The 22,279-nt window shown below is 54.1% G+C and carries 18 protein-coding genes; 8 read left to right on the top strand and 10 right to left on the bottom strand.

Features of this window, described 5'->3' with window-relative positions; translation table 11 throughout:
• The first annotated feature begins 129 nt into the window (after window positions 1-129).
• The 5 genes from ASC85_RS28365 to ASC85_RS32415 all read left to right on the top strand — a co-directional run bounded on the left by ASC85_RS28365 (window position 130) and on the right by ASC85_RS32415 (window position 7,091).
• Complete coding sequence (locus ASC85_RS28365; protein ID WP_057452276.1) at window positions 130-1,134, top strand: hypothetical protein; 1,005 nt, start codon at window positions 130-132, stop codon at window positions 1,132-1,134.
• 582 nt (window positions 1,135-1,716) lie between these two features.
• Complete coding sequence (locus ASC85_RS28360) at window positions 1,717-2,991, top strand: glycoside hydrolase family 68 protein (RefSeq protein ID WP_028237608.1); 1,275 nt, start codon at window positions 1,717-1,719, stop codon at window positions 2,989-2,991.
• A 742-nt stretch (window positions 2,992-3,733) separates the two neighbouring features.
• Window positions 3,734-4,093 (top strand): DUF6124 family protein, encoded by a 360-nt coding sequence (locus ASC85_RS28355; protein WP_057452275.1) that lies wholly within the window; start codon window positions 3,734-3,736, stop codon window positions 4,091-4,093.
• 391 nt (window positions 4,094-4,484) lie between these two features.
• Window positions 4,485-5,486 (top strand): restriction endonuclease, encoded by a 1,002-nt coding sequence (locus ASC85_RS28350; RefSeq protein ID WP_057452274.1) that lies wholly within the window; start codon window positions 4,485-4,487, stop codon window positions 5,484-5,486.
• Window positions 5,487-5,960: 474 nt separating this feature from the next.
• Window positions 5,961-7,091: a hypothetical protein gene (locus ASC85_RS32415; protein WP_156395725.1), complete on the top strand. Its 1,131-nt coding sequence runs from the start codon at window positions 5,961-5,963 to the stop codon at window positions 7,089-7,091.
• Window positions 7,092-7,146: 55 nt separating this feature from the next.
• Here ASC85_RS32415 and ASC85_RS31890 read toward each other — a convergent pair whose 3' ends face one another.
• On the bottom strand, window positions 7,147-8,208 hold the full coding sequence (locus tag ASC85_RS31890) for a hypothetical protein (protein ID WP_201785308.1): 1,062 nt from the start codon (window positions 8,206-8,208) through the stop codon (window positions 7,147-7,149).
• 415 nt (window positions 8,209-8,623) lie between these two features.
• Here ASC85_RS31890 and ASC85_RS28345 point away from each other — a divergent pair, with 415 nt between their 5' ends.
• Entirely contained in the window at window positions 8,624-9,121 is a 498-nt protein-coding gene (locus ASC85_RS28345) for a DUF1543 domain-containing protein (RefSeq protein ID WP_057452273.1), read from the top strand.
• A gap of 1,205 nt (window positions 9,122-10,326) precedes the next feature.
• Here ASC85_RS28345 and ASC85_RS28340 read toward each other — a convergent pair.
• The gene (locus ASC85_RS28340; protein WP_057452272.1) at window positions 10,327-11,604 is read right to left on the bottom strand and encodes a DNA cytosine methyltransferase; all 1,278 of its coding nucleotides are present in this window, start codon (window positions 11,602-11,604) and stop codon (window positions 10,327-10,329) included.
• Window positions 11,605-11,720: 116 nt separating this feature from the next.
• On the opposite strand from ASC85_RS28340, the gene ASC85_RS28335 reads away from it, so the two are divergent.
• Together ASC85_RS28335 and ASC85_RS31885 are read left to right on the top strand one after the other, a co-directional pair.
• Window positions 11,721-11,957: a helix-turn-helix domain-containing protein gene (locus ASC85_RS28335; protein ID WP_057452271.1), complete on the top strand. Its 237-nt coding sequence runs from the start codon at window positions 11,721-11,723 to the stop codon at window positions 11,955-11,957.
• A 116-nt stretch (window positions 11,958-12,073) separates the two neighbouring features.
• On the top strand, window positions 12,074-12,964 hold the full coding sequence (locus ASC85_RS31885) for a Cfr10I/Bse634I family restriction endonuclease (protein WP_201785307.1): 891 nt from the start codon (window positions 12,074-12,076) through the stop codon (window positions 12,962-12,964).
• 1,018 nt (window positions 12,965-13,982) lie between these two features.
• Here the strand turns inward: ASC85_RS31885 and ASC85_RS28330 are convergent.
• The 8 genes from ASC85_RS28330 to eat form a co-directional block, all read right to left on the bottom strand.
• Entirely contained in the window at window positions 13,983-14,714 is a 732-nt protein-coding gene (locus ASC85_RS28330) for a LexA family transcriptional regulator (RefSeq protein WP_057452270.1), read from the bottom strand.
• Window positions 14,715-14,909: 195 nt separating this feature from the next.
• Entirely contained in the window at window positions 14,910-15,437 is a 528-nt protein-coding gene (gene ppa, locus ASC85_RS28325; protein WP_003205933.1) for an inorganic diphosphatase, read from the bottom strand.
• Between the two features lie 111 nt (window positions 15,438-15,548).
• A complete protein-coding gene (locus tag ASC85_RS28320) occupies window positions 15,549-16,361 on the bottom strand; it encodes a zinc-dependent peptidase (protein ID WP_057452269.1) in 813 nt (270 codons plus the stop codon).
• Window positions 16,362-16,367: 6 nt separating this feature from the next.
• Window positions 16,368-17,024, bottom strand: coding sequence for a DedA family protein (locus tag ASC85_RS28315; protein ID WP_057452268.1), 657 nt, complete (start codon window positions 17,022-17,024; stop codon window positions 16,368-16,370).
• A 777-nt stretch (window positions 17,025-17,801) separates the two neighbouring features.
• Window positions 17,802-18,263, bottom strand: coding sequence for a GNAT family N-acetyltransferase (locus ASC85_RS28310; RefSeq protein WP_025569618.1), 462 nt, complete (start codon window positions 18,261-18,263; stop codon window positions 17,802-17,804).
• Window positions 18,264-18,370: 107 nt separating this feature from the next.
• Window positions 18,371-19,195, bottom strand: coding sequence for an ethanolamine ammonia-lyase subunit EutC (gene eutC / locus ASC85_RS28305; RefSeq protein ID WP_057452267.1), 825 nt, complete (start codon window positions 19,193-19,195; stop codon window positions 18,371-18,373).
• A gap of 27 nt (window positions 19,196-19,222) precedes the next feature.
• A complete protein-coding gene (locus ASC85_RS28300; RefSeq protein WP_057452266.1) occupies window positions 19,223-20,617 on the bottom strand; it encodes an ethanolamine ammonia-lyase subunit EutB in 1,395 nt (464 codons plus the stop codon).
• A 237-nt stretch (window positions 20,618-20,854) separates the two neighbouring features.
• On the bottom strand, window positions 20,855-22,225 hold the full coding sequence (gene eat / locus ASC85_RS28295) for an ethanolamine permease (RefSeq protein WP_057452265.1): 1,371 nt from the start codon (window positions 22,223-22,225) through the stop codon (window positions 20,855-20,857).
• Window positions 22,226-22,279: the final 54 nt, after the last annotated feature.

Raw genomic sequence — 22,279 nt, 5'->3', positions numbered from 1 at the left:
GGGGCTGCCGGCCAAATCGTCCTGGCTCATCTAAGCTGAATTTTCCTGGAATATGCGCCAAGTGCCTTCTCACACGAATGCGGCCAACCCGGCTTGCGGCACCGCTCAGCAGCCAGGCGGGAGGAAAGGATGCCGAACGTGCTGGTGGTGGTCTGGGACTTCGATACACGCAGATTAAGAGTCCCCGTCGAGAATAGTCTTCTCTGCATACAGCTTAGAATCGGGGCTTTGCTGTACATGGCGAGAACGGCCTTCGCCAAACATATCGATCGACATCAACTGGATTATTGTCTCGTCGTTGCCCCCGAGTATCTTTTCTCCAAGGAAATGCCTGTCTCGTTTATTTCGGAGGAAGAAAAAGAAATCATCCGGGCAACATTGATAGATATTTCAAAGATAAATCCATGGCTGATACTGGTCCCAGGCACGACGCTTTGGTTCAAGTCAATGTTGCGCCCAGATTCCAGGAAGCTGAGAAGGGGAACCCAGCAGTTGAAATCATGGGGGCAGACCAGAAATATCAACAAGGCAAAATATGGTGCGGAAATAGATACGGTTGTGAATGAAATCCCGGGGCGGGACCGCATGAACAAAGGGGTTTATGGCGATTATGCAAGGGCTACGAAGGAGCGGATCGCAACAATCGAAACAGAGGGTTCAGAAGCCGGCAACGGAATCGTTAGAAATACAGGCTTCATCATTTGGAATGGAAACGTTTTTTACCAGCATAAACGTTACCCCAACATAGGAAACGATGGGCTGGAAGAGCTGAATGACGCGCAGTTCTGGGAAGATAAGATATTCATGCCAGGCAGTTATCGGGAAACCCCAGCGGTCCATGGGCTGCAAATGGCTTTGGAAATATGCGCAGAGCATTTCATTGGCGCGACGGTTTTGCATAAGAACAACGTCCTGGATTTCCATATCCTGGTCTCGGCCAGTATTGTTCTCGATAAAGGTCGTGTAGGCGTAAAGCCTGGGGGGTATGTGGTTCATGCAGATTCAGAGGGCAGTGCAGTTTACCGGCGCGAAGCCATGAACCTGGTTCAACTCCAAGCCATTGATGAAACCGAAATAGGCTTGTTGGGTGTTGAAGCCGGCCGCGTCAGGAGTTTTGTTTGCGCGATTGCCTAGACCGAGCCTGACCTCGATGTGTGAAATCCAGAGCCGCGCTTACCCCGGGTATTGAGTGGCTGAGCATTCGTGACCCACCGCCATAACAGGCATTTCACACCCCCCACTGTGGGAGCGAGCCTGCTCGCGATAGCGCTTTACCAGTCAACATCAAAACCGCTGACTCACCACCTCGCAAGCAGCTCACCACGACCCGCTTCCCTTCATGCCGCCGACGGCGACAAATCTAAACCCCGTGTGGCTCCCCACCCTGCATTGACCTCTGCGCAAAACGCGCAGGCTCAGTTGCCCCATCCCCCTATGCACTGCCTCCACCCATTGCCCAGTTACGCGCGCTTTCCACCGAGTAGCGTTCAGAGCGCCGACCGTGCAGGCAACGTCGTCGATCTACCCAAGAACTAACTTCTGCAAACGTTCACGGCTGAAACGTATCAGCTGAAAGAAAAAACCAAATTATGCACAAATGCATTTTTATGCTTGACCCACATGCATAACCCCCTATAAGGTGGCTTCACTGTATGTACATACAGTATTTCTAAATCACTATTTATTTGAATCCATTCATGGACGAGGCAATAACTCATGAAAACCACCACTGAAAAATTCGGTGTAACCCCCCATCAACCCAGCCTCTGGACCCGCGCCGACGCGTTGAAAGTCCGGGCCGATGATCCCACCACCACTCAACCGCTGGTCAGCGCGGATTTCCCGGTACTGAACAACGACGTGTTCATCTGGGACACCATGCCCCTGCGCGACCTGGACGGTAACGTGACGTCCGTCGATGGCTGGTCGGTGATCTTCACCCTGACGGCTGATCGTCATCCAAACGACCCGCAATACCTCGACGAGGACGGTAACTACGACATCCTCCGCGATTGGAACGATCGTCACGGTCGGGCAAAGATGTACTACTGGTTCTCTCGTACCGGCAAGAACTGGGAATTCGGTGGCCGCGTGATGGCCGAAGGCGTTTCGCCGACCGCTCGCGAATGGGCCGGTACGCCGATTCTGTTGAACGACCGAGGTGAAGTGGACCTGTATTACACCGCCGTCACCCCAGGCGCGACCATCGTCAAGGTGCGTGGTCGGGTGGTGACCACTGAACACGGTGTCAGCATGGTCGGCTTCGAGAAGGTCAAGCCGCTGTTCGAGGCTGACGGCAACATGTATCAGACCGAAGCACAAAACGCCTTCTGGGGTTTCCGCGACCCATGGCCTTTCCGCGACCCGAAAGATGGCAAGCTGTACATGCTGTTCGAGGGCAACGTGGCCGGTGAGCGCGGCTCGCACAAAGTAGGAGAGGCAGAAATCGGCGACGTGCCGCCGGGTTATGAAGATGTCGGCAACTCGCGCTTCCAGACCGCCTGTGTCGGCATCGCCGTAGCCCGCGACGCAGACGGTGACGACTGGGAAATGTTGCCGCCACTGCTGACCGCCGTCGGGGTAAACGACCAGACCGAACGCCCGCACTTCGTGTTCCAGGATGGCAAGTACTACCTGTTCACGATTAGCCATACCTTCACCTACGCCGACGGTGTAACCGGGCCGGACGGCGTATACGGTTTCGTCGCGGACTCGCTGTTCGGCCCTTACGTGCCGCTGAACGGTTCCGGCCTGGTGCTGGGCAACCCGTCCTCGCAGCCATTCCAGACCTACTCGCACTATGTAATGCCAAACGGCCTGGTGACCTCCTTCATCGACAGCGTACCGACCGACGAAACCGGCACGCAGATTCGTGTCGGTGGCACCGAGGCACCCACGGTGGGCATGAAAATAAAAGGGCTGCAGACGTTCGTGGTGGCCGAGTACGACTACGGTTACATCCCGCCGATGCTCGACGTCACCCTCAAGTAACAGCAACGTAGGGGGTTCAGGTAGCGGGTTTGCGGTCGATGACAAAACCGTCGTGGATATGATCGAGATATCCCGCCTGATTCATTGCGACATTGCTCGCAAGCTCTATTGAAGAACGAGTCGTAACCCTCTTCGCGACTGGCTGCAAGGATGCAGCCGGTCGCGAATGCATTTCCGCACTGTGCACCTGGAGCGATGAGTTCTCTTAAGTAGTGCAGCAGCCCGTCGTACACTTCCCCAACCGCAGCGCCGCTCTTGGCTAAATGACGCTGACGCACGACATTCACGAGCAAATCCGCTCGGCCATCCCTATGTTTGAAATGCCTGACGCAAGCTCCTCTGTGGGAGCGAGCCTGCTCGCGATAGCGGTGTATAAACAATATTCCGGCCCGCTGTTTATCGTGTCTCCACGAGACCAGCCACGACCGACATCGCCTTGCGCCATTGCCTACAACTACGCCAGAATCCGCCGGCTTGTGCGTCTTGGAGGGCGTCGGTAGTTTGAATCCTGTCACTGAGCATCAGTGATCGGGTTTCGCAGCCCGGACTCTATAGGCGCACAACGTCACCTTCGAAAGCAGATCGCCCATGTCTGTGATTTCGTCAGAGGTGGCTGTGCGTGGGAGACCTTCGGGTCTGCCGGTCCCTAGAGTCCCGGTCTGCGAACCCGCGTACAGCTGCCACCCAATACTTCGTTTCGCAGCGAATGGTGGTAGCTCCAACAGACTCTAGGAGCTTTACCATGGCTAAAATTACACCGAATCCGCCAGCTACAGATGAGCATGTGTCTCGCGCTCAGTCTGCTCGTAACAAGAAGCTCGATGAAGCTGCTGAACGGGCTTTGGATTTTTATCTGAAGCCTACGCCGAAGAAAGAAACGTCCGACAATCCCAACAGCATCTTCCGCATCGCGCCTGATGTTGATTCGGAGTGTCTGCTCGCCAGTCTCAGTGAAAACCTGGCTGCGGCCAATGCCATGATCAATGATCTGGCGTTTGACCTTGAGGGATCGCGACGGCGCGTTGCGATGGGGATTTTGCAGGTGATTGAGGTGAGTGAACTGCTGGCGAATCGGGCTTTGGATATTGTTGAGGTGAGGTAGAAGGGCGAGTCATTCGCGCTTTGAGAGAAAAAAGGTCTTGCTCAGCAAGGCCTTTTTTCGTGAGAGCTCGCGGCAATGGGCGTCGGGTATGGGAGCGCCGAGGGTGCGCTGCTCAATTTCGGCTGTAAATTTCATTTAATCGCTGATGTCGATCTGATCACGGCAGCGCCCTAGGCCGGTAGCTATGCAGACTGGTTTATTAAATCGCTATTGTCGGTAGCGCTTGCCGCAGTGTGCTTTGCTTTCATTTTGAATCGCCAGCCCGTGTTATCTGAGCTGGGCATTTGCCCAGGAGTGTCTATGGCTAGCTTTCTGAGAGCTTTGATTCACACGGTGCTATCACCATTGGTACATTCACGTTCCCGATTCCCTGGAAAGGATGAGTACCAATATGCCAACAATGTGGATGGTTCGAGGTGATGGCGGTCGTCTCTATGACGACTTCAGGGATCGCAATCTGGCAGCCATCGGTTGGGCTCAGTTAGCACTTGCCGCAAAGCCTGGCGTTTCCCGGAAGGCCTTGATCCAAGCTTATAAGGAACTCCAACCTGGTATTAAGGACGCTAGCGCCGTATCGGGTGCTTCTCAGGTGTTCCGTTTCGTTAACGAAATCAAAGAAGGCGATACGGTCGTCACTTACTCGCCTGCGAACCGGACCTACTTGGTAGGTCGCTTCACTGGCGCATGCCAGCTTCGGCCCGATCTGGCAGACGATGGGATGTCGTTGACCAGGCCTGTTGAGTGGTATCCGCATGAGGTCGATCGCGACAAGCTAAACAGCGTCAGCAGAAATAGCTTGGGGTCCACGCTAACCATATTTAACGTCGCGGAGGTTGCTCAGAAGGAATTGCTTGCCCTTGCTACCGGTAAAGACGTATCGGCGCCGCCGAAGGACTTAATCGACGATCCCGAAGCTCTTGAAGATCCGCTGAAAGGTGTTCAGGAGATTGCTTTCGAGCGTATCAAGGACCAAATCAATAGCCTGGACTGGTCTGAAATGCAGGAGCTGGTCGCTGGCATCTTACGAGCGATGGGCTACAAAACGCTCGTCTCCCCAGCCGGTGCTGATCGTGGCAAAGATATCATCGCTTCGCCCGATGGCTTTGGATTTGAGCCGCCGCGCATTGTTGTCGAGGTTAAGCATCGAAATGTACGGATGGGGAGTAATGAGATCCGTAGCTTTCTTGGTGGGCGGCACAAGGAGGACCGAGGGCTGTATGTGAGCACTGGAGGGTTCACAAAGGAGGCGCTTTATGAGGGTGAGCGGGCTAACGTGCATCTGACAATGTGGACGCTGGATGAATTGGCTCGCACGTTGATGGCGCATTATCCAGCTACCGATCCAGAGACTAAGCGATTGGTGCCGTTGAGCTACTTTTACGTGCCTGCGTAGAGAGGTGTCGCTCGCCTTGTCGCTAAAGGCTATTTCGATAACACATTTCTTCCTTATGTCGTGTGCTGACGGTCGGTGCCAGTCTATTGAATGCAGTGGCGAAGCGCGTCGATGGCTTTGCATTTCTGGTCGGTTGGTTAAAAAAATTATTGTTTGAGCATAGTACTAAGCTTGGTCACGATTTTATAAACACACACACTTCGGTTTTTGTTGCCGCCTCAGGCGAAAGTGAAAGTGACTTAAATACGGAGAAAAATGATTGCAGGACGCAGATACGTTTCAAGGCATATCACACATGTATGGTATAAATTGCTATTAGACTTAAGTCTAAAGTGGGCGTTATTTAAAGTTAAAGCTAATGCTTATTGATTTCCTCCTTATGGACGAATTTTGCAGAAAGAGCGCTTGAAGTGGCAGTTTGATATCGTATATAAAGTGAGGTGAAGTTTAGGAGGCAGACAGGGAGGGTTGTAGATGGAGCTTGAAAGAATAGCACGTGCAGGTGGTGGCAATGATCTCTGGGGTTATGAGTGGGATCTGACTAAAAAGCCGCCGGCTAAATATAATCGTGTGTATCTTGGGGTTGAGCAGCCTCTGATGCTGATTTCAAATGCGTTTTATGCAAATGAGGCAGTATCATGGGCATTCGGGCGGACTCTAGGAAATATAGCAACCACAAATCCCAATGTTCTACTCAGATTTCCTGGGAGCAGTGGTGTAGATGAGATTCTTGAATGTGAAATAGTCGATGCTGGACTTTATCGGAACGGGAAAAGTCGTTTTTGGTGTCGTACTCACCAAAAACATTGGGGAACTTTAGCTGATATCGAGGATGCTGCTAGTTCGGGAGCTACTAGGTGTGCTCAATGGTCTCAGCCTATGTCTTATGTGGCTAATCCTTATGAGTTGCGACCTAGCAACCATGCCGAAGTTGGAATATGGTGTTCTCTTCCTCCTGCCTTGACAAACTACGGAACTCCGCCTCAACGACGTCCACGCATTCATGTGCATGTACGAGACTCCATTGAAGGTCGTAAAGTAATAGACCAAGATTTCGATGCGCTGGCGGTTGTAGTTGATCCGAAATTTCATCTATTTGCACCGTCGTCAATTAATAAAATTCATATTACTCCACCTGCTGTTAGTGATTTTATGCTGGCATTAGAGCATGGAATCCCTGTGACGTGCTTTAACTGCACTCACTGCGGCTCACCACATTTAGATTTGGGTGTGTTTAATCAAAAGCCACATAAAAAGCATCTCTGTGGTAACTGTGGGAGAGATAGTACATGGACGTATGTGCCTAGTACATCTACTCCATTGTATCCGCTACACCGTTGCTATAATAAAGGATATGGGTATATTGATTCCACCAAACATCTCAATATAGATGAGTTTGGAGGGTGTGAGTTCTCGCTCTGGGCGTCGACCCCAGCCATTATGTGGAGTGCCGCTAGACCACAAGAGCGGGGAATCCATGTTCACTTGAGCGTTGATGGTAGGCGCATTATAGATGATACATTTGGTAGTGTGGTCTATCGTGGAGCATATCTCTGTCGTGATGAGATGTTGGGAAGTATGATGAATAATACAGTGTGGTCTTAGAAGATTTGGATTGCTGGGCGCTCATAGAGTTGGCGCCCTGATATTTATGAGAGTTTTAATATACGGTATTTGATACCATGATGTCCCATAGTTCTTTTCGGTTCAGTGTTTTACCTTCAAATATAACCTCATTGTATGTGTCGTCGATTATGCGTCTTCTGCTGTCACCATCATATATGTGAACGTGAATTCCTCGCTCTTGAGGTCGATTAGCTGACCAGAGAATGGCAGGTGTAGAGGACCAGACGTCATAATGATGTCCTTTGTACTCATCTAGATTTAACTTTCGATCTGGGCTGCAATATTCGTTAGCGCGGTGGAACTGATCGTGCAGTGGTTTTAGGGGGGTTGAAATTATTTTTCCTGAGCTTATCACACTGTCATTACCACAATTTCCACAAAAGTGTTTGGAATGTGGGTGTCTTGCAAAGCTACCTAAGTCCAAGTGCGGGTAACCGCATTTTTTACATGATACGCACTCAGTTTCATATTCTTCCTCAATTGATCTTACAAATTCAAATGCTGCCGGAGGAGTTACTTGAATTTGTGTGATCTCTGTGCTGGAAAATAATCCGATGTCTTGGTTGTAAGAGCAGATGATCGCATCGTAGTCACGATCTATGTGTTTATTAGTGGCACCAGAAAATCGTTTGTGTAAATGAATTTTTGGAGGTCTTTTTTGAATGTCGCGGCTTGATAAGGCTGGTGGCAAAGAGCACCAGATCCCAATTTCTTCAAACTCATTGAAATCCACTATGGTTGGATCGACGACATAGCTCATGGGCATAGCATGATTGCTGCACTGCACTTCGCCAGACTCTGGAAGTGCTTCGATGTCGGCTAGAGTGCCCCAGTGCATTTGATGGGTTTTGCAATACCAGCGCTTGGCTCCATTTCTAAACTTTCCACATGGTATTATGTGGCAAGGTAAAACGGCATCGTTGCCTGATTTTCCTTCAAAGTGACCAAATACTTCTTCTGAGCTTACGGCTATGTTACCTATTGTACGCCCTGGTGCCCAGCAAACAGCGGATGCTGCAGAAAAACTTCGAATGCTTTCGTTAGAGTCTAGATCTTCTTCATTACCAATTTTTCTAATGTATTCTTTTTTTGCCATTCCGAGGCCAGGGTTCGACCATTCGCACTCCCAGACCTCGACTAGTCCGGTGTCTCGATTCAGTTTTCTAGAGTAGAACATACGAAGTCACTAGGTTAAGTTTAAGAAGTGTAGTTTCTGGTGATTTTTTCGAAAACGTTTGTTCACTATAGCTGCTGAAATTGAAGCTTGCAATATAGCAAGGCTTTTTGGGTATAAGTTTCGTGTTTGGGGCTCGACTAAAGTATGGTTAAGGATGGGTAGGGTTGGGGGGGGTGTTGCATGTGCATCGTCTGGCTTGGCTTGAAAGTCACGAGGCGTTTAAATGTTTGGTAGTCCAGTGCGATATCGAATCTGTAGAGAGGCTAATGGTGTCAGGGTGAAAAAATATAAAAGAGATGGTATGATGAACTTATATTAGTTGGGGTGTTGTGTCATGTTATTTGTAATATTGTTAGGTGGAAGGCATCCTAAAGCAAAGATTGAGGTGCATGACGTTGTCTTCGTTAACGCCCAAAACTTGGAGGGGACTTTTGATGACTTACGCCAAGAGTGGTTTGGGGATCAGAACGGCTTGCATATAGATTCTTGGATGCAGGTGGATGGGGTTGAGGGTTGGAGGGTCGAGTTTAGTGATTTAGCACCTGCGTCAGGGGGGCCTCATCTTTATTTTATAAATGTTGGTGGATATGACTCGAAGGCGTTTGGAGAAGCTCATGACTATATGTTATTGGTTGCAAATTCAAAGGCAGAGGCTCACGCCAAAAGTAAGCAGATGATGTCGGATAGATGGAGTGAACGTCACACTGATGCGATTTTTGATGTTGATGATTGCCTTCCGGTGTTCTCTGTGAGCGGGCGATATATTAATTTAGTAAAAGGTGATAGTCGTGGAGTGTTGAGGTTTAACAAGTATATAGTTATTCCTCGCTAACTGTCCTGTAGTAGCGCTAAGCTTTTCGTTTGTGCAGGTTAGAAGTTGGGAGGTAATGGGTGTGAGCTTTAAGCTTATGCTCATAAATAGGATACGCTCAGAGCTTCAATACCTTCGGAGTCCATATAGCGCCTCCATGATGGGTTGCGGCGATGGTCCGCTATGTTTTCTCAGTATTTGGCCCAGCAGGTTCTTGGTCTCATCTGTTCAGTCTGATTAAGGTAATTGTCGTGTCCGAAAATGTTTACCCACTACCTCCCTGGATACTGTCGTTATAGTGTCTGATAGATGCAGAGAATAAGAGAAGCTCTATAACTGCAATATTCAATCGGGCATCAAGCGAGCCAGTATTCGTGGGTAGGCATTAACCGATATCGGGAGCAGCCACCTCATTCGGCATTCAGAACCTACATAGGTGCCCGTCGTAGGTACATATTCTGGAAAGGTAGTCACGGCGTCATCAGGTTGCTCGCGCCGAATGTTCCAGAAAACGCAGATAAATCGATCTTTTTCAATACTATGAATAGGGATATCCCAGCTAGGTAGCAAAGCCTCCGCATGCTTCGGCTTCGTGGCGAAGGTGGGACAAGAAGTGGAATTATGATTATCGTTACTGCGATAACGATTGGATCTGCACCAATTTTATCTGCGACGTGCCGCTTATAGTTAAGCCCAGGCGTAAACAAGAGATGTATCTCGGCCTCCAGATCAGCTTCCTAGGGGCGGGGATGGACACTGGTGGTAACAGAGACCCGCTGGTACACGTTTTTTGCTAGCGAGCAGGGCCCGCTTCCATGAAGGACAGTCCAATGGCGTTCCCGCTTGAGCCCGACGAGTAGGTACTTGAGGATGAGTCACTGTTCGTGTTCGGGAACAAGATTAGGTCTCCTCGCTCTGGGCGTTTACGATTGCGCTGACTAATGTCTACACGATTGAGGACGTCAAAAAAAAGCTCGTCAAACCGATGTGACTGCTTCTGCTTGGGTCAAGGGCACGAAAGGCTCTACCAGGGGTTACGGATAAGCCTGGGTATTACTCCATTTTTGTTGTTGAGGCGTAAGCGATTGTGCATCCCATTTTTGCGTAACTAAGAGGGTCTCTAATGAGGAGGTGTCCGATTTAGTAAGACGCGGTGCCCAGCCGCTTACCTTTTTTATCTAAGTTCATCTTAGAACCTTGAATTGGACCTGGAGGACGTTCGTTTCCTAAGCTGGAATCAATAGCTCAGATTGAACTGTTGGTGATTGCAAAGAGCTGGTGGCGAGCTGTTCCCCATCAAGTACAGAAAGAATGCGTTGCGACAGCTTGCCTAAGGCATAGCCAAGCAACGGAGGCACGGCATTACCAATCTGTTTTAACTGTTGCCACTCACTGCCAACAAAAACGAAGCCATCATGAAATGACTGTAGGCGTGCAGCTTCTCGAACTGTAATCCACCTGTTCGCGTGTGGATGGATCCACTCACTCATGTCTCGGTGCATCTGAGCCAGAATGGTGTGCGACGGTTGGTTTGGATGCAGTCTCCTCCACTTTTCCGGTCGCTTACCGTCCCAAATTTCTTTGGGGAGGCTGTTCGCTTTCATTCCAGGCTTGAGCAAGGAAATAAGATTGGCTCTGCGAGCTTGAATTTCTTTGGTGTGGTGGTTATGCAGTGCAGCAGTTTTTTTACCTAATCCGCGTTTTTTCTTAAGCGCCTTGGAGTAGCGTGGGCCATCATAGTCCAGTCTCATGTCTTTCATGAACTGTGATGGTTTAGCTATTTTTGGATAGTCTAAGATTTCACCGCTATGAACGATTTCATCTGGCAAATCACCAATCGCTTCGCTAACGGTAACAACTTTATCAACGCGGTATCCGTCCAGCGTTGTCTCACAAAAAGAATAAAGATCAAAGGGGAATTTATCTTCGTCGCGAGTGCCAACAAATATCACCCGCTGCCTAGTTTGAGGTACACCAAAGTCGTCAGCTGAAAGCTGAAGCATCACTGAGTTGCTGTAACCAAGACTTGCGAACTCCTCCAATATTAACCGCTTGAAGTAGCCTTTATTCATGAGCGCAAGATTGGGAACGTTCTCCATAAAGAAGATTCGTGGACGTAAAGTGTCAACTATTCGTGTGTATTGTTTATAGAGCTCATTCCGCTCGTCGTCTAACTTTCTTTGGCCTATCTGGCTAAAGCCTTGGCAAGGAGGTCCGCCGAAAACGAGGTCAACTTGGCTCAGTCGGTAATCTTGAATGTGCGATGAGTCATCAGCTAAGAAGCCGTGAACATCACCTTCGAAAAGTGGCGTGCTTGGAAAATTGTGTCGATAGGTTTCGCAGGCAAATTTGTCGAGCTCTACTGCGACCTGAATTTTTGTGCCGGCGCTTTCTATCCCCTCGCAGAAGCCGCCGCATCCTGAGAACAAGGAAACCGCCGTGGGCGTTGGGTTGGGCGCTATCATTGTGGCTGGTGCCGGCGTAACGGGGTGACTTTTAGGCATCTTCTCTACCGCGTAAATCAATCAATAGCCCACAGTAGCTGGATCAAACCTATCTGTACACCCTATGTGACTCATAGTCCGTGGTCTCTTAGTCAACATAGCAGTAGCTTTCCGCCATGAATCTAGCGGACCACTTCGGTCTAGCCATTCGTCGGCATAGAGAGCTTTTGCGCCTCAGCCAGGAAGAGCTAGCCAACAGAGCAAATATTGATCGCACCTACGTCAGCGGCGTGGAGCGCGGTGCGCGCAATCCGAGCCTCCTCGTTATGCAAAAAATCGCGACGGCTCTTGGTAGTGATTTAGACGTGATTTTTGCTACTGCTCGCGAAATAGCGCGCGCCAAGGAAGATTGATGCCATATTCATTTGATCACGCTACGGTTTGCATAAACTGCCCTTTCGGAAAGTGTTTTGAAGATAGGCGCGTAAATACGGTTAGAGGGCGGGATACTAAGTTTCGGTTTCGTCAGATGGCCGCAATGAACTGTACTTTTACAGATTTTATGCCTGGCTGTGATAATGATCCTGAACCGACGCGTTCATTTGGTGAGTACCTCACACAGTTTACTAGGAATGCGACTCTAGCTGGTGAGGCACTATTTGGTAGTGACTTCGACGTTAAAACTTCAGCTATTGCAAAAGTTGAGGGGGATGTGTTTGAGCTCCTGGAGGCAGGTGCGTTTTGGAACGCAGCGGCGGCTTGGAATAATTTTATGGATTCAGGCGTTTGGGGGGCTACGAACTTCACCAAACCAATCCAGGCCGTTCCTACTCCTACTCGAAAAATAGCGGTTGTGAAACTCCCGAGAGGGTATGACGCAACTAGGCTATTTCGCCCCGAAATTCGCAGTAGTATCTTGGCTCATGAGGCGGCCCTGAGCGCCCGAGGTTTGGCGTTAGGATTGTCTAGCCCAGATATTGTAGGCGTTCGTCTTCCATTCCCACTTCCCCCAGAATTGTCATGTTTTACTGAGCCTGCCGAGAGCTTGAGTGTAGTCAATCTAGAAAAGCTAGAGAGTGCGCATAAGCACTTAGAGGGGAAGATTGAGTCGACAGGATTTTTGTTTGCGGTAGCTGTAAAAAGAACTACTAGAAGTGATCGGTTGTATCAGCCTCTCTTTGAGGCTAATGTTTTAAAGTACTTAATTGAGGTGGTGTTAAAAGGGGCGGCTTTTAGGTTTTATGCTCACCTGAACTCGTTTGAAGGCGCAGATGTGGTTCGGCATTATAAAGCTGCATCTTTGATTTCACTTGCAAGGGGAGGAACGCCTACTAAAGCGGTAGATGTACTTTACTTAGCTACATCCCCTCGTGATTCGGCACAATCAATTCTTAATGATTTTCCGCTTTTTCACCTTTAAATATTGCACAGATACGTGTCTGTGCTGGGGATACATGTGCTATATCGTAGTCATTCATAGCGATGATCCGATGGTGGTGCTCTCTATGTTTTGACGATGATGGTACGGCGAATGTCCGAATGCTTCCTCGGCAAGCGGAATTACGAAAGTTATCGGCATTTTCATTCGCTTATTTGGCAGCAACCAAGGGGCTGCTTCCAAATCAAGATCACCATGTAGACGAATAATTGTACAGCCCAAGATGCTTGTTGGGCTTCCCGTCGAGCGGGGCGCTCTATGCTGTCACTCAATTGGGTGCGTTGGTTTTCACCTGAGGGATGAGTCCAAGCCTATCTCCCTGCGTTACCCTGCCAGCTGAAAGTGACGTAGTCAGGATTTGCGTCCGGTAGGTTAACGACCAAGCGAAGCCCATAACCATTTTCATTGGTGCCAGGTTAGGTCAGGTTTTCGACTTGTTTCGGATCATCCATCCCCTGTCTTCCTTTGTTCCCCACTTCATCATCGGATGAGGCTAAATGGCGTTGAGCACCATCGGACAAGGGGAATGTCTGATCCCCCTCGGAATAGCTAAGCAATCAGGAGGGGTCTTTGGTGGGAAGGTCTATCTCGGACAATTAAAAAGCCGGCTTATGGCCGGCTTCTCGTTGACTGATTCAGCTCGTTTTTGACAAACCTTACCAGCCTTCAAAACGTACATCCGGCTCTTGCGGCCGGCTGTGGGACTTGGTCAGAAAGTGATCTGCCTTGTCGGTGCGAGGCGTGGGCTCGCAAATGTGGGGCGGAGGATACGCGGGTTTGGTTCGGAAGCCCAGTGGTAAGTGGTGTGGAATCATTGGGTTATCGGTGATTCGGGGGAAAAGCAGGGGGGCTGCTGCGCAGCCCAGCGGGAGCAAGCTCCCTCGCCACAAAAGCTCTCTGCCACAAAAGCTCCTGCCACAAGAACTCTCTGCAACAGAAGCTGCATGACACAAAAGCTCCTCAGCGCAAGGAGCTTTGCGTGTCTGCCCGTTCGGGTGGGTTAGTCGAATACGGGCGGTCGCTGTTTGTTGAGGGTTGACCACCAGAACACCCAGCCGATCACGTGGATGTGTTGTGCGTCGATCTGTTCTGCACTGAAGACTTCATCGGGATACGCAGCGCTGTTATGACTACGCAGGCGCAGTCGGTTGCCGGGGATTCTGTGCAGGTATTTGATGCGCAGCATCCCGTCATGCTCAAGCGCATAGATTTGGCCGTCGACGATTTGGGTCAGGCCGCGGTCGATGGCGAGGGTGGAGCCGTCGGCGATGCGTTCGGCCATGCTGTCGCCGACCATGGTGATGCAGATGGCGTCGCTGGGGTTTATTTCCAGGGATTCGAGGTGGCTGCGGGGCAGGCGGATGGATTGGTCGGGGATTTCGGTGATGTGGGTTTTGGTTTCGCCGGGGGCGATGGGGACTTCCTTGTAGAAGGGCAGTTCAATGTCCGCGGGTTCCACCACGCTGTAGACGCCATCGTTTTCGGCCGCCTCGTAGGTGGTGCCGGGGCCGAGGCCCAATGGAGTCTGCGGGCCTTCGCCGTGGGCGAGCCATTCCGGGCTGACGGTCAGCAGGCTGGCGATGCTGTGGATGCGCCCGGGCGGGATGCCACGGTTGAACCAGTTGTTCACGTGTTGGGATTTCACGCCGTATAACTTCGCGAAGTCGGCGGAACGGATGTTCGCTTCTCTTAGAAGGGCTCTGAAGCGGTCGCCACTGGAAAGTATTTTCATAAACGGAAAGTTTAGGGGCGACTGTGTTTTCGGCAATAAACAAGTCGTTCAAATATATAAGACGATCTTTCCGTTTGCAGGATCTGAAAGGCGCGGGCTAAACGTGGTTACACAGTGTTAATACAGTTTCGTATTGGGAACCATTAAGACATAAAAAAACCCCGGGGCAAACCGGGGTTCTTTATCAAGTTTGTTTCAGCCTTTGTAGGCGGCAACCGACTTGGTGATGGCTTCGCGGGCGGCGTCTGCACCGGCCCAGCCTTCGATCTTGACCCACTTGCCTTTTTCGAGGTCTTTGTAGTTCGCGAAGAAGTGCTCGATCTGCTGGATCAGCAGCGGTGGCAGGTCGGTGTATTCCTTCACGTCGACGTACAGTTGCGACAGTTTGTCGTGTGGCACTGCGATGACTTTGGCATCGCCGCCGCCGTCGTCGGTCATGTTCAGGATGCCAACTGGACGGGCGCGGATGACCGAGCCTGGGGCAACTGGGTAAGGGGTCACGACCAGCACGTCGAGGGGGTCGCCGTCGTCGGCCAGGGTGTTGGGGATGTAACCGTAGTTGGCCGGGTAGAACATGGGGGTGGCCATGAAACGGTCAACGAACAGGCAGTCGCTGTCTTTGTCGATTTCGTATTTGATCGGGGCGTGGTTGGCCGGGATTTCGATCGCGACGTAGATGTCGTTCGGCAGGTCTTTGCCAGCCGGAATCTTGCTGTAGCTCATTGGGCGGTGCCCCCGTTAGTTGACCAAATGACTGGTCGGATTGACCAAAAAGTGGCGGCGATTATAGGCATATTCAGCCGCTGTTGCCACGTTACCAGGGTCTTAGAGACCTTAGTATGACGCCTGATAGACCGGATCTTCGGCTTGAAGTTGCCTTAGCCGGGCCAATGGATCCTGGCGGTAGAACGCCTTGAGCTGTTCATAGACCCGTGGATAGGCCTGGTGCAGCAGGTCTGGGGCGCTGAAGAAGTATTCGCTGGTGACGGCAAAGAACTCCGCCGGGTTCTCGGCGGCGTAGGGGTCGATGACGGTTTCTGCGTCGGGGTTGTGGTCGAGTTGGCGGTCGAGGTCGTCGAAGGCTTGTTGCATGGCGTCGGCCCAGTCGCTGACGCGCATGTCGGCGTGCAGCGGTGGCAGGCCGTTGGCGTCGCCGTTGAGCATGTCGAGTTTGTGCGCCAGTTCGTGGATCACCAGGTTGTAGCCGTCCCAGCCGCCGCTGGCCATCACGCCGTCCCAGGCCAGGATGATCGGGCCTTGGGGCCAGGCTTCGCCGCTGTGTTCGCCGTCCCATTCGTGCTCGATGCCGCTGGCGTCGCGGTAGCGCTGGGGGCTGAGGAAGTCGTCGGGGTAGAGGACGATTTCGTGGAAGCCCTGGTACCAGTTCAGTTCGCCGAGGTGCATCAGCGGCAATTGCGCCTGGGCGGCGAGCAGCAGGCGTTGTTCCTGGTGCAGTTCGACGCCGGGCAGGGCGGTGAGGTGTTTGTCGTGCAGGAACAGCACGCAGGCTTCCCGCAGCCATTGGTCCTCGGCGGCGCTGATGCCGTCGAGGAAGCTCAATTGCTGGCGCACGCGCTGCCAGGTGTCCTCGGCCACGGGGTGTTTGGCGAGGGTGCGTCGGCGGCGCCAGTTGCTCAGGGACCACATGGGCGATCAGCGCGGGTGGGCTTTCGAGGCGCGCTGGCTCAGTTTGCTGCGCACCAGGCTGATGATCATCGGCAGCAGCGACAGCAGGATGATGCCGACGACCAGCAGCGACAGGTTCTGCTTGATGAACGGCACGTTGCCGAAGAAGTAGCCGAGGGTCACCAGGCCGCCGACCCAGAGGACGGTGCCGAGGACGCTGAAGCCGAAGAAGCGCAGGTAATTCATCTTGCCGACGCCGGCGACGAAGGGCGCGAAGGTGCGGATGATCGGCAGGAAGCGCGCCAGGGTCACGGTTTTGCCGCCGTGTTTGTCGTAGAAGTCGTGGGTTTGCTGCAGGTAGTCGCGGCGGAAGATTTTCGAGTTGGGGTTGCTGAACAGTTTTTCGCCGGCGGTGCGGCCGATGAGGTAGTTGGTGCTGTCGCCGAGGATGGCCGCGAGCATCAGCAGGCCGCCCAGCAGGACTGGGTCCATGGCGCCACCGGCGGCTACGGCGCCGGCGATGAACAGCAGGGAATCGCCCGGCAGGAAGGGTGTGACCACCAGGCCGGTTTCACAGAAGATCACCAGGAACAGGATGGCGTAGATCCAGGTCCCGTAGTTGGTCACCAGCATGTCGAGGTAGACGTCGAGATGCAGAATGAGGTCGAGGGGGTTGAAATCCATGCAAAACACCTGTGGTGGCGGCCCGACTCGGCAGGCGGGTGGGACTGGCTTTGAGTATGGCTACAGAGTGTGTAGCTTTTTCTTACAAGCCGGGAAGAGCGGCATTATACGGCGAGGATTGTGAAGCGCGTGTTGAGTTTGTAGCTGGGGATTTCGGTGGTTCTGTGGGCAGTGGAGAACCCTGTGGGGGCGGGCTTGCTTGCGATGGCGGTGGGGCAGTCAGTAGTGATGTTGCCTGACAGACCGCTATCGCGAGCAAGCTTTGCTCCCACAGGGGGGGGCTGCGGTGAACGTTGGTTTTTGTGCATGCCTCAAAAACAGTGTGGGAGCGGGCTTGCTCGCGATGGCGGTGGAACAGTCAGTATTGATGTTGCCTGACGGACCGCTATCGCGAGCAAGCTTTGCTCCCACAGGTCCTGCTCAAACAGATCTGATGGGTGTATGAGCGGGAGAGTCAGGTCGGCCGTTAGGCCGCCTCGCGGTGGATGTTGATCTCGGCGCCCCGTTAACCACGCTGGCCGAACGCAGGCATTGTGGAGTGGGCATCCCGGCATGGATGCCGGGATAGCCGCGCTGGGCCATGGATGGCCCTTCGCGGCGGGCCCACGGAGCAATGCCGGAGTGAGGGCATGCCGAGCCTAGGCGAGGCACCAAGTGGTGGGGCAGAAGCGCTTTGGTTACTTTCGCGCTTTTCGAAAGTGACCCGCCGTCAGGGCGGAACCCTAAGCCGCCGTTACCGCAGCAATGGATATGTCCCCGATCATTGCTCCGAACGGCTCAGATCCCCTCGCTGATCGGCAACACGTAGTTCTTGAACTCGGTGTCTTCCTTGAACCCAATCGACTCGTAGGTCTTCTGCGCCACTTCGTTGTTGCTGCTGGTGGAGACGCGCATGCGGACGGCGTTGGTTTCCTTGGCCATTTTTTTTGCGGTGCGGATCAGGTTGTCGGCCACCAGTTGGCGGCGGGCGTCTTCGGCGACGTAGATGTCGTTGAGGATCCACACGCGCTTGAGCGACAGCGACGAGAAGCTTGGGTAGAGCTGGCAGAAGCCCAGCAGCTTGTTGTCGTCATCATCCGGCAAGGCCAGGTAGATCACCGACTCCTTGCGGCGCAGGCGTTTTTCGAGGAAGGCTCGGGACGAATCCGGGTAGGGCAGGGAGCCGTAGAATTCCCGGTATTTGACGAACAATGGGGTCAGCAGGTCCAGGTGTTCCAGGGTCGCTTGGATAATCCGCATGGTAGGTCTCGTCTGCAAAGGTCGACAGATATTCAGACAACAATGTCGCGCTGCCGTGCTTTTGATGCTGCCTGAAAGCGGATCAAAAACGCAATCGGATAAACGGATCAGTTTCGGGGCGGCGCCAGTAGGAAATTACCTTTCATATCGGCAGCGTTTTCCGAATCCAGAGTGTGAACCTGGGCTTCGTCCTTCAGATTGACCCCCGAAAGCTGGCGGCGACAGGCCTCGCGCATCAGGTAGATCAGGCGATGGGCGGCCATGCCGTAGCTCAGGCCTTCGAGGCGGACATTGGAGATGCAGTTGCGATAGGCATCGGTCAGGCCGACCTTGGGGGCGTAGGTGAAATACAGCCCCAGGCTGTCGGGGGAACTGAGGCCGGGGCGTTCGCCGATCAGGATCACCGACATTTTCGCGCCGAGCCGCTGCGCCACTTCATCGGCCACGGCAACGCGGCCTTGCTCCACCAAAACTATTGGCGACACAGACCAACCGTCAGCAGCGATCTGCTCTTCCAGCCGCGCCAGGAACGGCAAGGTATGGCGATGCACCGCCAGCGCCGACAGGCCGTCAGCCACGACGATGGCCAGATCCACGCCGCCAGGGTGGGCCGCCGCGTAATCCTCCAGGACCTGCGCGGAGGCGTCGTCGAGCCGTCGGCCCAGGTCCGGGCGCTGTAGATAACTGTTGCGGTCGCTGGCCGCGCTGTGGAGCAACAGGCTTTCACGGCCGCGTTCGGTTAACTGCGCACGAATGCCCTGATGATCGAACGCCAGGTGCACCGCATCGCGGGCCTGGGCATGGGCGTATTGGAAATCCAGTTGCGCCGAGGTCGGCAGGCTGGTGCCAGTGCGCCCCAGGGCGATGCGCGCCGGGGTGAGGTTGCGCAGATTCAGCCAAGGGTTTTGTGGGTCGACAGGTTTTTTATCCATGGGCAGTTCTCTCATCCCCAATGCGGCTTATCCCAAATGAGCTAATGCGTGACGAAACGCCGGTGGCAGGTTGTCGCCGAACCGCACCCGGCCATCGGCCTGGGTGAAGATGCCCATGTTCGCCAGCCATGTTTCGAATTCCGGCGCCGGCTTGAGGCCCAGGGTCTGGCGGGCGTAGAGGGCGTCGTGGAACGAGGTGGTCTGGTAGTTGAGCATGATGTCGTCGGAGCCGGGGATGCCCATGATGAAGTTGATCCCGGCCACGCCCAGCAGGGTCAGCAGGGTGTCCATGTCGTCCTGGTCGGCTTCGGCGTGGTTGGTGTAGCAGATGTCGCAGCCCATCGGCACGCCCAGAAGCTTGCCGCAGAAGTGGTCTTCGAGGCCGGCGCGGATGATCTGTTTGCCGTTGTACAGGTACTCCGGGCCGATGAATCCTACAACCGTATTCACCAGGAACGGGTTGAAATGTCGCGCCACGGCGTAGGCCCGGGTCTCGCAGGTCTGTTGATCGACGCCGTGGTGGGCGTTGGCTGACAGCGCGCTGCCCTGGCCGGTTTCGAAATACATCAGGTTGTTGCCCAAGGTGCCGCGATTCAGGCTGAGCCCGGCGTCGTAGCCTTCTTTCAAGACGCTCAGGCTGATGCCGAAACTGGCGTTGGCAGCTTCGGTGCCGGCGATGGACTGGAACACCAGGTCCAGGGGCACGCCGCGGTTCGCCGCTTCGATGGAGGTGGTGACGTGGGTCAGCACGCAGCCTTGGGTGGGGATGTCGTAGCGCTGGATGATGGCGTCGAGCATTTCCAGCATGGCGCAGATCGAGGCGGTGCTGTCGGTGGCCGGGTTGATGCCGATCATGGCGTCGCCGTTGCCGTAGAGCAGGCCGTCGAGGATGCTCGCGGCGATGCCGGCGGGTTCGTCGGTGGGGTGGTTGGGTTGCAGGCGGGTGGACAGGCGCCCGCGCAGGCCGAGGGTGCCGCGGAACTTGGTCACCACGCGGATTTTCTGCGCCACGAGTACCAAATCCTGCACGCGCATGATCTTCGACACGGCGGCGACCATTTCCGGCGTCAGGCCCGGGGCCAGCGCCCGCAGGCTCTGTTCATCGGCGGCGTCGCTGAGCAGCCAGTCGCGAAAACCGCCGACGGTGAGATGGCTGACGGTGGCGAAGGCTTGTTTGTCGTGAGTGTCGACGATCAGCCGGGTGACTTCGTCGACCTCGTAAGGAATCAGCATTTCTTGCAGGAAATGGCTGAGGGGCAGCTCGGCCAGCGCCATTTGCGCGGCCACGCGCTCACCATCGTTGAGCGCCGCGACCTCGGCCAGAAAATCCCCGGAACGCGCCGGGCTGGCCTTGGCCATCAGGTCTTTGAGGCTGTCGAAGCGATAGGTCTGGGCGCCGACGGAATGGGCGAATGCGGCCATGGGGCGGTGTCCTCCTGAATCTCTAAATACTCAAATACACCGCAGATCCAACCCTGTGGAAGAACCCAGTGAGAGAGCCCAGTGGGAGAGCTCTGTGGGAGAACCTTGTGGGAGCAAGCTTTGCTCCCACAGAGTCCTTCCCACAGAGCCTTCCCAAGAGTTTTCCCACACAGGAAGGGAACTGTGTGCACTTTTAAATAGCAGGCACCAGGCCCTCGGCCCGGTGCCGGTGCAACTTCAGATACCTGTGAGCATAGCGTCCGCCGGTGCATTGGAGCGTTGCTTGGCGGTCAGTTGGAAATACAGGTAGCCGACCACCATGAACGCCAGGAACACCAGGCCGATCAGGGTGTTGAACCACGCCATCGCCACCAGGCACACCACCGCCAGGAACAGCGCAATGCCCGGCACGATCGGATAGCCCGGGGCGCGGAAGGTGCGTTCCAGGTTTGGTTCGGTCTTACGCAGCCTGAACAGGCTGAGCATGCTGATGATGTACATCACGATGGCGCCGAACACCGACATGGTGATCATCGCTGCCGTCAGGCTCATGCCCTGCAGGTTGACCAGGCCATCGCTGTAGATCGCCGCGATGCCGATGACGCCGCCGGCCAGGATCGCCCGGTGCGGGGTCTGGAAGCGCGACAGTTTCGCCAGGCCACGGGGCAGGTAGCCGGCCCGGGCCAGGGCGAAGAATTGCCGCGAGTAGCCGAGGATGATTCCGTGGAAACTCGCCACCAGGCCGAACAGGCCGATCCACACCAGCATGTGCATCCACGTTGAATCGTTGCCGACCACGGCCTTCATGGCCTGGGGCAGCGGGTCGTTGATGTTTGACAGTTGGCGCCAGTCACCCACGCCGCCGGCCATGATCATCACGCCGATGGCGAGGAACACCAGGGTCAGGATGCCGCTGACGTAAGCGCGGGGAATCGTGCGTTTCGGGTCCTTGGCTTCTTCGGCGGCCATGGCCGCGCCTTCGATGGCGAGGAAGAACCAGATCGCGAAGGGGATCGCCGCGAAAATGCCCGGGATCGAGGCGAGGCTGAACTCATTGGAGCCGGCCCAGCCATTGAGCACGAAGTTACTGAAGCTGAAGCCCGGCGCGACCACGCCCATGAACACCAGCAACTCGGCGACCGCCAGCACGGTGACCACCAGCTCGAACGCGGCGGCGATGCTGACGCCGAGGATGTTCAGGGTCATGAACACGATGTACGCGCCAACCGCCGCGAGCTTGGGGTCCAGCTCGGGAAATTGCACGTTGAGGTAGGCGCCAATCGCCATGGCGATGGCCGGGGGCGCAAAAACGAATTCGATCAGGGTAGCGATCCCTGCGATCAACCCGCCTTTCTCGCCGAAGGCTCGTCGGCTGTAGGCAAAAGGCCCGCCGGCGTGAGGAATCGCGGTAGTCAGTTCGGTGAAACTGAAGATGAAGCAGGTGTACATCAACGCCACCATGAGGGCGGTGACGAGAAACCCGAGGGTCCCTGCGGTGCCCCAGCCGTAGCTCCAGCCGAAGTATTCACCGGAAATCACCAGGCCGACGGCAATGCCCCATAAATGCAGGGTGCCGAGTGTGGGTTTGAGTTGAGTGGTAGAAGTCATAAGTCCTCTCTGTCTTTTTTATTGTTTGATCTGTTGGACTTTCGGGTTTGCTGT

It is taken from the genome of Pseudomonas sp. Root401, from assembly GCF_001425105.1.
Classification (GTDB): domain Bacteria; phylum Pseudomonadota; class Gammaproteobacteria; order Pseudomonadales; family Pseudomonadaceae; genus Aquipseudomonas; species Aquipseudomonas brassicacearum.
This window is presented reverse-complemented; position numbering and strand designations above follow the sequence as displayed.